Consider the following 13,539-nt stretch of genomic DNA (forward strand, 5'->3'; position numbering starts at 1 on the left):
TACCAATTTTCAGAATAACATAAACTATTTCTATATTTAACACGTAAATACCATTCTATTCATTTAGAATGGTATTTTTGTTTTCAACATGAGCAACACTAAAGAAAAATCATCCCTTACCAAAGCTATTGGGCAGCGCAGTACGACACTTGAGGCAGAAATGTCTTTTTTCGATCATCTTGATGTATTACGGAAACACTTAATTAGAGCCGTTATTGCAATTGCCGTATTTACCGGCATTGCCTTTTATTTTAATGAGGAAATTCTTGACAAAGTTATCTTTGGACCAAAAAAACCCGATTTCTGGACTTACAGAATGATGTGTAAGTTGGTAGATATGTTTCCATCTTTAGGGAAAGATATGTGTATCACCAAAATTAATGGTGAAATCATCAACACAGAAATGGCAGGGCAATTTAACTTGCAACTAAATGTTTGTGTAATGTGCGGTATTGTTGTGGGTTTTCCTTATCTGCTTTGGGAAATCTGGAGATTTATTAAGCCAGCGTTACACGAAAACGAACGCAAATCGGCAAGTGGCTTTGTATTTTTTGCATCAGTATTATTTATCATTGGTATCCTTTTTGGATATTTTATTGTATGTCCACTTTCAGTAAATTTCTTAACTGGCTATACCGTAAGTGAAGAAATTAAAAATACCTTCACTGTCGATTCTTACCTTTCTTCTGTGGCAACATTAACTTTAGGAACTGGTATAATTTTCGAATTACCTATTATCATTTTTATCTTATCGAAGCTTGGCTTAATGACACCGAAGTTAATGCGTTCGAGCAGAAGATATGCGGCTGTAATTATCTTGATTATTTCGGCTATTGTTACGCCAACGCCAGATATCATGACGATGTTGATAGTTGCAACCCCATTATTCTTGCTTTACGAATTGAGTATTTTTGTTTCCGCATTCATCGAAAGCAAAAAGAAAAAGGCGGATGCGGCGTTCTATGCTAACTAACAAAAACATTACGAATACATTTCATAATTCTCTATAAATTTGGCCATGTCTGATACAAAATTCAAAATTGCTATTGGCGCCGATCACGCTGGTTTTGAATACAAAGAAATCTTGAAAACTTATCTTGCAGATTATGATGTTCAAGATTTTGGAACGCATTCTTTAGATTCAGTTGATTATCCAGATTTTGCGCATCCTGTAGCCTCTGCTGTAGAAAGTGGAGTATTTACCTATGGCATTTTGCTTTGTGGCTCGGCAAATGGAGTTGCCATAACAGCAAATAAGCATCAGGGAATACGCGCCGGATTATGCTGGGAAAACGAGGTTGCATCACTGGTTAGAAAACATAATGATGCGAACGTTTTATGTATTCCGGCAAGATTTGTTTCAGAAGAACTTGCCAAAGAAATTACTGCTACCTTTTTAAATACTGATTTTGAAGGGGGCCGTCATCAAAACAGGGTTGATAAAGTATCCTGCTAACTTAATTACAACTAACTATTATTAAAAAATGAATAAAAAATTTTTAACCCTTAGCATTGCATCGCTGCTTACTGCAAGCTGCTTCGCTCAGGTTAAACCATTAGTACCAAATAAGGACGCTATTAGGTTTAGCAAAGTAATCAACCCAGAAAATGGCTACAAACACCTTTCTATACTAGCTTCTGATGAATTTGAAGGTCGTGAAACTGGAAAAAAAGGTGCATGGATGGCGGCTGATTATATTCGTGATTATTTTAAATCACTTGGTTTAAAAGGTCCTGTTGATGGAAGTTATTTCCAAAAAATAGATTTAGTAAACTATTCTATAAGCCAAAGTTCTTTAACTATTAATGGCCAGCCAAAGCAATTATATAGCGATTATTTAATTACAGGAAATGCAGTTGGCTTAAACGGCTTTACTTTTAGTGCCGATGATTTAGTTTTTGCAGGTTACGGCGTAAACAAAGATGGTTATAACGATTTTGAAGGCTTAAACCTTGATGGAAAAGTTGTAGTTATTTTTGGTAGCGGCGACCCAACAGCTAAGCCTGAAGACAAACAAGATAGAAGAACAATGATGATGGCGAGAGCTAGAAAAATTGCCTTTATCACAAAAGCTAACGCGAAGGCTGTAATTATCATCGATCCATCTTTAGATAACAGAGCTGAACAATTAAAAGCAATTTATGGCGAAGGACAACCGGTAATGAAATCTCCAGAGGTTGTAGAGCGTATGAAAACTCAAACACCTTTTACTACAATTAGTGTAACGACCGCAACTGCGAACGAAATTTTGAAGGCTGTAAATACCTCGGTAGAGGCCGTTCAGAAAAAGATTGCAGAAACTAAAAAACCAGCTTCGCAAACCATTAATGTTGCAGTTTCTGCAAGTGCAATGAAATCTGAAGTAGCGGTTAGAGCAGAAAATGTTTTAGGCTTTTTAGAAGGTTCTGATCCTAAATTGAAAAAAGAAGTTTTGGTTTTAACCGGGCACTATGACCACATTGGTTTAGTCGCCGACCCGAATGCAAAAGATAAAGTAAATAATGGTGCTGATGATGATGGCTCTGGAACTACTGGCGTTTTATTGATGGCAAAAGCATTTACTGATGCAAAAAAAGCAGGCAAAGGGCCTAAACGTAGTATTTTATTTATGACGGTCGTTGGTGAAGAAAAAGGTCTTTGGGGTTCTGACTGGTATTCTTCGCACCCTGTTTTCCCTGTAGAAAATACAATTGCAAACTTAAATACAGATATGATTGGCCGTACTGGAGAGGAATACCTTGGCAAACCTGATTCTGCCAATTATATTTATTCTATTGGTTCTAATATGCTAAGCAGCGAACTTGGAAAGTTAAGTGAGCAAGTAAATGCAACTTACACAAAAATGAAGTTGGATTACAAATATGATGATCCAAATGATACCCAACGTATTTATTATCGTTCAGATCATTACAACTTTGCGAAATTAGGTATTCCAATTATTTTCTATTATGATGGAATGTTAGAGCAAGATTATCATCAACCTGGAGATGAAGTTAGCAAAATCAATTTCCCGCTGTTATCAAAAAGAGCACAATTAACCTATTTTACCGCATGGGAATTGGCAAATCAAGCTAAACGACCAGCAGTTGATAGAGACGGAAAAGGAAATCCGAAGAAATAATAATTAAAAATATTAAGCCCCGATATTGTATCGGGGCTTTTTTATGCACATTACTTTTGGTGCCTGCTTAAATTCTTATCTTTGATTTATGATCAAAACTGCCGAGGAATTTTTAGAGAAGTCTGATGAGAAAGCTTTCGATTTACCGCACCGTAAAACCATAAATTATAATATTGGCAAGTACAATACAGCGGTCGAACGTGGTTTATCAAAATTCGAAAACCTCGAAGCATCTAAAAAGAAGGCCCATGTTGTAAAATGGCGGGTAATGGAAAATTTGGATAAATTCTTACCAGAGTTTGAATCTAATTTCCAACGCAGAGGCGGTAAGGTAATTTGGGCAAATGATGCAGAAGAAGCACAACAAGAAATCCTTAATATCATTAAAAGAAATAACGGTAAAACGGTTATTAAATCTAAATCGATGACGACTGAAGAAATTCATCTGAATGATTTTTTAGAAAAGAATAACATCGAATCTTTAGAAAGTGATTTAGGCGAATATATAGTTCAGCTACTTGGGCAAGCACCGTATCATATCGTAACGCCAGCCATGCACTTAAGTGCAACCGATATTGCGCAGTTATTTCATGATAAATTCGGAACACCAATTGATGCCACACCGCCGCAGTTGGTACAAAAAGCTAGAGAATTGCTTCGAGATAAATATCTAAATGCTGATATTGGCATTAGTGGAGGCAATTTCTTAATTGCCGATACAGGAAGCATTGCCATTACCGAAAACGAGGGCAACGCCAGGTTAAGTACCACTTTTCCCAAAATCCACATTGCCATTGTAGGTATCGAAAAGATAATTCCTTCAATAACAGACTTAGATTTGTTTTGGCCTTTGTTGGCGTCTCACGGAACTGGGCAAAACCTAACCGTTTACAATTCTATTTTAAGTGGTCCTCGTCAACCTAATGAAACCGATGGCCCTGAAGAAATGTATGTTATTCTTTTAGATAATGGACGGACAAATTTACTGGCACAAAAAGACCAGCGACAAGGTTTATATTGCATCCGTTGTGGTGCTTGTTTAAATGCTTGCCCGGTTTATAAAAATATTGGCGGTCATACCTATAATACCACTTATAGCGGGCCAATTGGTTCGGTAATTACACCCCATTTAAAAGGTATGGAAGAGTTTAAGCACTTAAGTTATGCTTCCAGTTTATGTGGTAAATGTTCTGAAGTTTGCCCGGTTAAAATCGACATCCATAAAATGTTGCTGCTTAACCGTAGAGATGCAGCTGCCACCCACGAAAATGGTAAGGTAGAAGAAATGGGTTGGGGCATGTTTAACCGAATGATGAAAAAGCGTAAGTTGATGGATTTATTCGGTGGGAAATTTAAAAACTTTATGCTTAAAACCTTCTTCAAAAAAAGCTGGGGTAAATACCGCGAATTGCCAAAAGTTGCCGATAAATCTTTTGCAAAGCAATGGGAAGATTTGAAAAAGAATAAAGATTCTTAAAAAGATATTAGTTAAGTACGATATTGTATTAGTAAATTAGTTATTAAAATAATACTATGCCAACACTCTTTATCGTTTTTGGATTGAGGTTTTTCTTTTACTCAAATGAACATTTACCAATTCACATCCACGTAAGAAATGCTGATGGAGAAGCAAAGTTTGAGGTAGAAGAAGTAAAACTAATTTCGAATAGAGGTTTAAAAAATAAGGACGTTAGTTTGGCGATTGCTTTAATTGAAGAGAACAAAGAAATCATCATTAATAAATGGAGTGAATATCATGGAAAATAACATATCTAAAGTGTGGGTTGAAAATGATAAAATTCACATTAAAACAAATATGGGAGAGGTAAAAAGCCATCCTTTAGATTGGTTTCCTAGACTTAAAAATGCGCCAAAAGAGCTTTTGGAAAACTTTACTTTATCACCTTTTGGCATCCATTGGGAAGAGCTTGATGAAGACTTAAGTTTTGAGGGATTTTTCAACTTTACAAGTCAATCTTCTATCTTGGAGAAAAAATAAGCGTCAAATCTACCAACCAAATATGCAATTCAACCGAGGCGATAAAGACAACTCATTTCTACTAAATTTATACAAAAGATTGCTTTACCCTCGAATGGTTGAGGAGAAAATGCTAAAACTTTTAAGGCAAGGTAGAATAGGTAAATGGTTTTCGGGAATCGGACAGGAAGCGATTGCAGTTGGCTCTACCTTAGCCATGCAAGGCGATGAATATATTTTACCCATGCACCGCAATTTAGGCGTTTTTACCTCACGGGATATTCCTTTGAAAAAGTTAATGGCGCAATGGCAAGGCAAGTCCACTGGTTTTACAAAAGGCCGCGACCGCTCGTTTCATTTTGGTACACAAGACTATAAAATTATCGGGATGATTTCACATCTCGGTCCGCAAATGGCTTTAGCCGATGGTATTGCTTTGGCGGATGTTTTAGCGAACAAGCAAAAAGCTACTTTAGTGTACACAGGCGAAGGTGCAACCAGCGAAGGCGATTTTCATGAAGCAGTTAACGTTGCCGCAGTTTGGAATTTACCTGTAATTTTTCTAATCGAGAATAACGGTTACGGTTTATCAACCCCAAAATCAGAACAGTTTCGTTGCAAAAATTTGGTAGATAAAGCCATTGGTTACGGTATCGAAGGCAGGCAAATTGATGGAAATAACATTCTTGAAGTTTACGATACCATCAATCAGTTAGCCAATGAAATTAGGAAAGACCCTCGCCCAATATTGTTAGAATGCCTCACCTTCAGGATGAGAGGCCATGAAGAAGCATCGGGCACTAAATATGTTCCGCAAGAATTATTTGATGAATGGGAGAAAAAAGACCCTTTAAGCAATTACGAAGCTTACCTGGTTGAGCTAGGCATTTTAAATGCTGATTTAATTTCAGATATCAGAACGAAAAATAAAAAGGACATTGAATTAGAAGTTGAAGATGCTTTTGATGAGCCTGAACCAGAAGTGAGTGCTACGCAGGAGGAAAATGATATGTATTTTCCTTACGAGCAAAAGGTAATTGAACCAAGCCAATCATCAACAGAAAAAAGATATTTAGATGCCATAACGGATGGGTTGGATTTAGCCATGCAGAAATATCCGAATCTGGTTTTAATGGGGCAAGACATTGCCGACTACGGTGGTGCTTTTAAAATTACCGATGGTTTCACAACTAAATATGGCAAAGGCAGAGTTCGCAATACGCCAATCTGCGAATCGGCAATTGTAGGCACAGGTTTAGGCTTATCAATAAATGGATATAAAGCGGTTGTAGAAATGCAATTTGCAGATTTTGTTACGGTCGGATTTAACCAAATTGTAAATAATCTGGCTAAAACACATTACCGTTGGGGCGAAAAAGCGGATGTTGTCGTTCGCATGCCAACTGGAGCAGGAACTGGTGCTGGTCCTTTTCACTCACAAAGCAACGAAGCCTGGTTTACCAAAACACCTGGCTTGAAAATCGTTTATCCAGCATTTCCCGATGATGCCAAAGGATTACTTTTAGCCGCAATTGAAGACCCAAATCCGGTTATTTATTTCGAGCATAAGTATTTGTACAGAAGTTTATCTGCCCCAATTCCAGAAGGTTATTACACAACCGAAATCGGAAAAGCAGTAACCTTAAAAACAGGAAGTAAGTTTGCCATCATTACGTACGGTTTAGGTGTTCATTGGGCTTTAGATTATTTAAAAAACAACCCACAAAGTGATGCAACACTTGTTGATTTACGCACACTTCAACCTTGGGATAAAGAAACGGTTCGCGAAGCGGTTAAAGCAACTGGAAGGGTTTTAATTTTGCATGAGGATACACTTACCAATGGTTTTGGAGCAGAAATTTCGGCATGGATTGGCGAACATTGTTTTGAATATTTAGATGCGCCTGTTTCGCGGTGTGCAAGTTTAGATACCGCAATACCGATGAACAAAGCTTTAGAAGATGAGTTTTTGGCTAAAGCTAGATTGACTGAAACCGTTGAAAAATTATTAAAATATTAAATTATTTCGCCACGGAAACACTAAAATCACAGAATCTATAGTTTTAATTCCGTGTCAATCTGTGCTTCCGTGGTTAATACATAAAAAGAATGAGCAATTTTAAAGTTGAAGGAAATATAGTTGACATCTCCAAGCGATATATTTTCTTTGGTGAAGTAGAGGTAGAAAACGGAAAGATAAAATCGATTAATAAAAGTTCCGATAGAAAAGAAAATGCTCATTATATCCTTCCTGGATTTATTGATAGCCATGTCCACATAGAAAGCAGTATGCTCATTCCGAGCGAATTTGCAAGGTTGGCTGTGGTGCATGGTACAGTTGCCACCATTAGCGACCCACACGAAATTGCCAATGTATGCGGCATGGAAGGTGTAGAATTTATGATTGAGAATGGCAATACCGTTCCTTTCAAATTTAATTTTGGCGCACCAAGTTGCGTTCCTGCAACCATTTTTGAAACTGCTGGGGCAGAATTAAATCACCATGATGTTAAAGCACTTTTAGAGCGCCCTGAAATAAAATACCTAAGCGAAATGATGAATTTTCCAGGTGTGCTTTATAGGGATGAAGAAGTTTTAAAAAAGATTGCTGCTGCCCATGAATTGGGCAAACCTGTTGATGGTCATGCGCCAGGTTTGTGTGGCGATGCGGTTCAGCAATATATTGATGCGGGGATTTCTACCGACCACGAATGCTTCACCGCTGAAGAAGCTTTAGATAAATTGCAACGTGGAATGAAAATCCTGATTCGCGAGGGAAGTGCTGCCAAAAACTTAGAGGCTTTAATTGATTTATTACACGATTGGCCAGAAATGATGATGTTTTGTAGTGATGATAAACATCCCGATAGTTTGGTAGAAAGTCACATTAACGAACTTTGCGCAAGAGCTGTTGCAAAGGGAATTGATATTTTTAACGTTTTACAAGCCGCTTGCATCAATCCTATTCTTCATTATAAATTAGAGGTAGGGGCTTTAAAAATTGGAGACTACGCTGATTTTATTTTCGCAGAAGATTTAGTAAACTTCAAAATAAAACAAACTTATATTGATGGTATTTTACTAGCAGAAAACGGTGAAACTGTAGGCGATTGGATAAAACATGATGCAGGTAAAGAAGCTGTAAATCATTTCAATTGCAGTTTTAAAAAGGTAGCAGATTTTGTTTATCCTTATTCAGAGCAAAAAGAAATTCCCGTTATTGAAGCTTTGGATGGGCAATTAATCACTAATAAATTATTTTTTACGCCAAAAGTAGAAAACGGAAATGTAGTTAGCGATTTAGAAAACGACGTGTTAAAAATGGTGGTGGTTAACCGTTATCACGATGCACCGATTGCGATATCGTTTGTAAAAAATTTCGGGATGAAACAGGGTGCAATTGCATCGAGTGTTGCTCATGATAGTCATAACATTATTGCTGTTGGCGTTGATGACCAAAGCATTTGCGATGCTGTAAATTTGGTAATTGCATCAACTGGTGGTGTGGTTGCCTTGGGTAACGGGAAAGAAGAAGTTTTGCCTTTGCCAATTGCTGGTTTAATGAGCAACCAAAATGGTTACGAAGTAGCAGCAAGTTATACTTCTATCGACAAATTCGCAAAAGAATTAGGTTCAACATTAGTCGCACCTTTTATGACCCTTTCCTTTATGGCGTTATTGGTTATTCCGCACTTAAAGTTAAGCGATAAGGGTTTGTTTGACGGAGATAAGTTTGAGTTTATTTAGCGTTTTTCGTCATTGCGAGGTACGAAGTAATCCTACAACAGTCGTGATAATACTAAACGCATTAAGATTGCTTCGTGCCTCGCAATGACGACCGCCTAAAAATTTAATATTATTTTTTCTGCTTGTCATCCTGAGCTTGTCGAAGGACTTTTAAATCTGAATCAAGACGTTTCGACAAGCTCAACGTGACAATGTATAATAAACAACTAATCCACAAAAACCTCTGCCAAGGGGTTGAAAAGATAAATCCGTTTATCATCTAAACAAACGCAACGATAGCGTTTTCGAATGCGTTCGCCTTTAGTAAAACGCCGCCCATCTTTAATTTTGAAATTTGTATTTATGGGCAGTTGCTCTAAATGCAAGGTTTCAGTTTTGTTGGAATCGTACTTTTTTAAGGCTCTCGATAAATGTAAATCCGAGCAGCTCGATGCGGCTGGATTTGACATATAATTATCAATGGCCTTGTGAATATCCTCTGGAAAAATGTTCATTTCGAAAAACGGCACCATCATTCTTTGGAAATTCTTTTTCCATTCCGAACCATGGGGTTTAACTCTATTCTTAAAATCGTTCCAGGTTAAGAGATGTGCAAATTCGTGAACCGTTGTAACTAAAAACGCGTAGTTGTTTAAGTTGTAATTTACCGAAATCCTGTGGCCCTTATCTCGATATGGATGGCGGTAATCGCCCAATTTAGTAGAACGTGTTTTAGCGATTTTAAATTCGCATTGAAAGTAATCTATCCACTTTGCAATTAGCGGTGCAGCCTCAGTGGGCATGTATTGTGCTAAAACATTAACTTTCTCCACGATGGCTAAGATAATTATTTTAATTTTTTTAACCGCTGAGGACACAAAGATTTACTTAAGAGAAACATTGATTGAAACAGCATGTGTTTCCACTCCGTCATTGCGAGGCACGAAGCAACCTCTCTTCTCGAAAGATTGCTTCGTACCTCGCAATGACGACAATATTTCAAACCTATTCCTCCGTTGGAAACAACGACGCCAACACCAACTTTATCTCTCCAAATGAATAATCCTTTCCTAAAAAATCTCTTATTACCGACATAGATTTAGTCTTTTGACTCTCCACCGCATCCGCAATGTTTCTGATTTTGTTTGGCTTAACCAATTTTGCCACATCAATTTGCTGCGTTGAAACATAATATGCCAAATGCCCTTCTATGGTACTTGCAGAAAAGCCTCGCTCCTTTGCTATTTCTGCCAAGCTTTTACCTTGTTCATAAAGTTCAAAACTCACCAATTTGGTGTCAACTTTTGATTCCTTCTTTTTCTTTTCTACTGCAGATTTTACCTTTAATGCAACGCCTTTTAGCTGAATGGCTTTTTGCAATTGTTTTTCACGTTCTGATGCATTGAGTAGTGCATCGGTATCGGCTTTATTAAATTCTTTACCATCTATCATGGCTTGAAGCAAGGCCTTACTTTTGTGCATTTTCTTTAATTGTTCATAAACCAGAATTTCCAGTTCAAGCAATTCGGTTAAGTAAGTTTTAACTTGTTTTTCATCTTTTATTGCTTCAATATGCGCTAAAAGTCTGTCAGAAACTTCTTTAACTAAGAGATTAAAATATTTCAGGGCGGCAGCAACCCTTTTGGAAACATTAAATAATGTATGCTCGGTTTGCGTAGCAAATAAATTCTTTAACTGGTTGATAAAAGTATCGGCAGTAGTGGTGATTTTCTGAAAATCGCGATAGAGCTCCATCGTCCAATCATCATAATGTTGTTTGGTAGATTTTTCTCCTTTATCAAAAGTTTGCACATGCTCTTTAAGGTAATACCGAACCAAATTTAAGTCAAAAGCGGCCAACAAATACGTTCTTATAAAATCGTAACTTTCGAAGCTAATTTGCTGTTTAAGCACATCCGAAGACTGTTTGGTACTCGAAAAATAGTGAATATTTTGGTCTTGCTGCAAACCCGTTTCTCGCAAATGCGAAGTTAATACCAACCCATTAAGCGACCGCAAACGCGATAACGCAACGTAGGCTTGTCCTGGTGCAAAGGCATCGCCAATATCAATTATTGCCTTATCAAAAGTTAAACCCTGACTTTTATGCACCGTAATTGCCCAAGCCAGTTTTATTGGATATTGAACAAATGAACCTGCAACACTTTCTGAAATTTCATTGGTTGCCTCATTGAGTTTATACTTTACATTCTCCCATGTGTAAGGAGATATTTGTATAATCTCCTTATCATCAGGCAATTCTATTTCTATAATATCTTTTTCAATATGATGAACAACACCGATTTTACCATTATAGTAACGCTTCTCGGCTGTCATATCGTTTTTAATGAACATGATTTGAGCGCCAACTTTCAGTTCCAAACTTTTATCATTCGGAAAAGAGTGCTCGCTAAATTCGCCTGTAATCTTTGCGTCAAAGAAATAAGATTTTGTTTTAAGCTGTGTTAATCTTTCGCGATTTATGGCATCTGCTTTATTATTGTGTGTGGTTAAAGTGATGTAATTTTCATCAGCAGAAGGCTTAAAATCTTGTTTAAAATGCTGTTTCAACAAGTTGGTATCTTCGGCTGTTATTTTATTATTACGAAGATTATTTAAAAAATTAATAAATACCGAATCATTTTGTCGATAGATTTTATCCAACTCGATATAAATCGGAGGATTGTCTTTTAAAGCCAAGGCATCAAAAAAATAAATGCTTTTGTAAAAACCCGCCATCACTCGCCATTCGTCGTTTTTTACAACTGGTGGTAACTGATGCAAATCGCCAATAAAAAGAAGTTGAACACCTCCAAAAGGAACATTTCTGTTTCTGCGTATATAGCGCAAAGCGAAATCTATTGCATCAAGCATATCCGCTCTGAGCATACTTACCTCATCAATTACCAGCAATTCCAGCTCCTGCAACATCCGCCTTTTATTGCCTTGCATATTCATGTGCTTAACAATCGTTCGGGGTGTATTAAAGTTAAAAGTGATGTTTTGATTAATGATATTAGCTGCTGCATCTGGAAAAAATGCACCAAATGGCAGCTGAAAAAGGGAGTGAATGGTAACGCCAGATGCGTTGATTGCCGCAATACCAGTTGGCGCACAAATCATTGCTTTTTTATGCGTTAGCTGAATTAATTTGCGTAAAAATGTAGTTTTACCCGTACCAGCTTTGCCTGTTAAAAAAACATGTTTAGAGGTGTAATTTACAAATTTTGCCGCAATTTCTGCGGGCATAGAAGTTTCTTCTAATTCTGGCATTTTCGTAAAAAGTGCTTGTTTAAAAATTTGGCGGGATGAATTAAAATTAGCCAATATTTAGCAAAGAAACGTATTACTTTGCTAAATTCGTGAGCATTTATGAATAAAATATGCTCACAAAGCTTTCAAAATCCATTATATTAATTTTATTTCTGTCTATAACTTGCTTTGCACAAAATACAACACAGCCTTATGTTTTGGTTTTGGGTGTAGCGCAAGATGGCGGTTATCCGCACATGGGCTGTACTAAAATATGTTGTACAAATGCTTGGAAAAATCCAGAAACGCAGAAAGCTGTCAGTTCAATAGCTTTAGTCGACCCAAAAGAAAAAAAGTGGTATTTATTTGATGCCACACCAGATATTAAAAAACAATTGAAGGATTTTAGTGAGAAAACGAAAAATAAATATCCTTATTTACCAGATGGTATTTTTATTACACATGCACACATAGGTCATTATACAGGTTTAATGGAATTTGGCAGAGAAGTGATGAATACCAAAAACTTAAATGTTTATGTTTTACCAAAATTGAAATCCTTTTTGGAAGCAAATGGTCCTTGGAGCCAATTGGTGAAATTGCAAAACATAGGAATTACTGCTTTAGCGCAAGATAAACCCTTTACGATTGGTGAAAGTAATGTAATTGCTTTTACCGTTCCGCACCGCGATGAATATTCGGAAACAGCTGGTTTTGAAATCTCGACACAAACTAAAAAATATCTTTTCATCCCAGATATTGATAAATGGAGCAAATGGAATCAAAGTATTATTGAACGTGTGAAAAAGGTTGATTTCGCTTTTCTAGATGCCACTTTTTTTAACGCTGAAGAACTTGGCAACCGACCAATTAGCGAAGTGCCACATCCTTTGGTTACTGAAACCACCAAACTATTTGAAAATGAAGCTCTAAATATTAAATCGAAAATTCACTTCATCCATTTAAACCATACCAATAAATTACTGTGGGATAAATGTGAACAAAAGGATTTCTTAAAAAGCGGATTTAATTTGGCAAAACAGGGCGGGGTTTATTAGTTGGCACTTTGGTTGAAACCAAATCCAATTGATTAATCATTTTGAAACTAAAAATTTCTAAACCGTTGGTTGAAACCAACGGCAATGAATTGCATAGTGGTTAATACGCTTGTTTGTAAACCACTTGTCATTCAGTGCAGGCTGCTTTAGCTGCCTGTTTTTAATAATGCTTTTGCGACTTTAGCGAAATAACCTTTGTATCTAAACCTGACAGACGCGGAAATACTTATTGCTAGCAGCAACCTTGAATGTTGTGTACCTGCAACCGATGATACTAATGCTTTGTACCTAAGCTTAACAGAAGTTAGAAAAAGATTGGAGCAAATGGCAGGACTGATGTTTAAGAAGAATTACTGCAATTGCTTTTCAAAAAAATTGATAGATTTGGTTTTTAATTAAACAC

11 protein-coding genes are annotated in these 13,539 nt (G+C 36.8%); 9 read left to right on the top strand and 2 right to left on the bottom strand.

The genetic code is table 11. The features are described from left to right. Nucleotides 1-88 precede the first annotated feature (88 nt). From tatC to ade, 8 genes are all read left to right on the top strand, one after another. Entirely contained in the window at nucleotides 89-973 is an 885-nt protein-coding gene (tatC, locus tag QWY86_RS02485) for a twin-arginine translocase subunit TatC (protein WP_290238339.1), read from the top strand. Nucleotides 974-1,018: 45 nt separating this feature from the next. Beyond that, nucleotides 1,019-1,456, top strand: coding sequence for a ribose 5-phosphate isomerase B (gene rpiB / locus QWY86_RS02490; RefSeq protein ID WP_290238341.1), 438 nt, complete (start codon nucleotides 1,019-1,021; stop codon nucleotides 1,454-1,456). Nucleotides 1,457-1,484: 28 nt separating this feature from the next. Continuing rightward, nucleotides 1,485-3,122 (top strand): M28 family peptidase, encoded by a 1,638-nt coding sequence (locus QWY86_RS02495; RefSeq protein ID WP_290238343.1) that lies wholly within the window; start codon nucleotides 1,485-1,487, stop codon nucleotides 3,120-3,122. Between the two features lie 88 nt (nucleotides 3,123-3,210). Then, nucleotides 3,211-4,599, top strand: a complete 1,389-nt coding sequence (locus tag QWY86_RS02500) for a LutB/LldF family L-lactate oxidation iron-sulfur protein (protein WP_290238346.1) — start codon at nucleotides 3,211-3,213, stop codon at nucleotides 4,597-4,599. 56 nt (nucleotides 4,600-4,655) lie between these two features. Next, entirely contained in the window at nucleotides 4,656-4,889 is a 234-nt protein-coding gene (locus QWY86_RS02505; RefSeq protein WP_290238348.1) for a DUF4160 domain-containing protein, read from the top strand. Continuing rightward, nucleotides 4,879-5,121, top strand: a complete 243-nt coding sequence (locus QWY86_RS02510; protein WP_290238350.1) for a DUF2442 domain-containing protein — start codon at nucleotides 4,879-4,881, stop codon at nucleotides 5,119-5,121. Before QWY86_RS02505 ends, QWY86_RS02510 begins: the two co-directional genes overlap by 11 nt. 22 nt (nucleotides 5,122-5,143) lie before the next feature. Beyond that, nucleotides 5,144-7,120: an alpha-ketoacid dehydrogenase subunit alpha/beta gene (locus QWY86_RS02515; RefSeq protein ID WP_290238352.1), complete on the top strand. Its 1,977-nt coding sequence runs from the start codon at nucleotides 5,144-5,146 to the stop codon at nucleotides 7,118-7,120. 89 nt (nucleotides 7,121-7,209) lie between these two features. Next, a complete protein-coding gene (ade, locus tag QWY86_RS02520; protein WP_290238354.1) occupies nucleotides 7,210-8,847 on the top strand; it encodes an adenine deaminase in 1,638 nt (545 codons plus the stop codon). Nucleotides 8,848-9,053: 206 nt separating this feature from the next. Here the strand turns inward: ade and QWY86_RS02525 are convergent, their stop codons facing one another. Together QWY86_RS02525 and QWY86_RS02530 are read right to left on the bottom strand one after the other, a co-directional pair. Beyond that, nucleotides 9,054-9,659, bottom strand: a complete 606-nt coding sequence (locus QWY86_RS02525; protein ID WP_290238356.1) for a SprT-like domain-containing protein — start codon at nucleotides 9,657-9,659, stop codon at nucleotides 9,054-9,056. 172 nt (nucleotides 9,660-9,831) lie between these two features. Continuing rightward, nucleotides 9,832-12,099: a helix-turn-helix domain-containing protein gene (locus QWY86_RS02530; protein WP_290238358.1), complete on the bottom strand. Its 2,268-nt coding sequence runs from the start codon at nucleotides 12,097-12,099 to the stop codon at nucleotides 9,832-9,834. Nucleotides 12,100-12,209: 110 nt separating this feature from the next. On the opposite strand from QWY86_RS02530, the gene QWY86_RS02535 reads away from it, so the two are divergent. Beyond that, nucleotides 12,210-13,136 carry an MBL fold metallo-hydrolase gene (locus QWY86_RS02535; RefSeq protein ID WP_290238360.1) on the top strand — a complete coding sequence of 309 codons (927 nt, stop codon included), beginning with the start codon at nucleotides 12,210-12,212 and terminating at the stop codon, nucleotides 13,134-13,136. Nucleotides 13,137-13,539 lie beyond the last annotated feature (403 nt).

This window comes from Pedobacter aquatilis (assembly GCF_030409415.1).
GTDB lineage: Bacteria > Bacteroidota > Bacteroidia > Sphingobacteriales > Sphingobacteriaceae > Pedobacter > Pedobacter aquatilis.